The 274-nt window shown below is 75.2% G+C and carries 1 pseudogene; it reads right to left on the bottom strand.

The features are described from left to right. Positions 1-76: 76 nt before the first annotated feature. Positions 77-274 (bottom strand): annotated as a pseudogene (locus AC5RUJ_RS19040) (hypothetical protein); the annotation flags it as partial.

Raw genomic sequence — 274 nt, 5'->3', positions numbered from 1 at the left:
GCCTGGGACCGAAGGCGGGGATGATCGGCGCCGCGGACCTCGCCCGCGGGGCCTCCGTCTGATTCCACGGCCGGCGCTAGACGCGCGCCCCGTCGTCGTGCCCGTCGCGTTCCGTGGGCAGGCGGAAGAGCAGGTAAGCCGCAGAGGCCACGAAGAGGGCCACCAGCGCCAGCACCGCGGTGAAGGGGGCGCCCGGCCAGAACATGGCGGTCAGCAGCAGGCCCAGCGGGGCCCCCACGGCACCGATCCAGGCCAGCACCAGCAGCGGCTCGCC

The sequence above is a fragment of the Arthrobacter sp. Y3223164 genome, from assembly GCF_059091005.1.
This window is presented reverse-complemented; position numbering and strand designations above follow the sequence as displayed.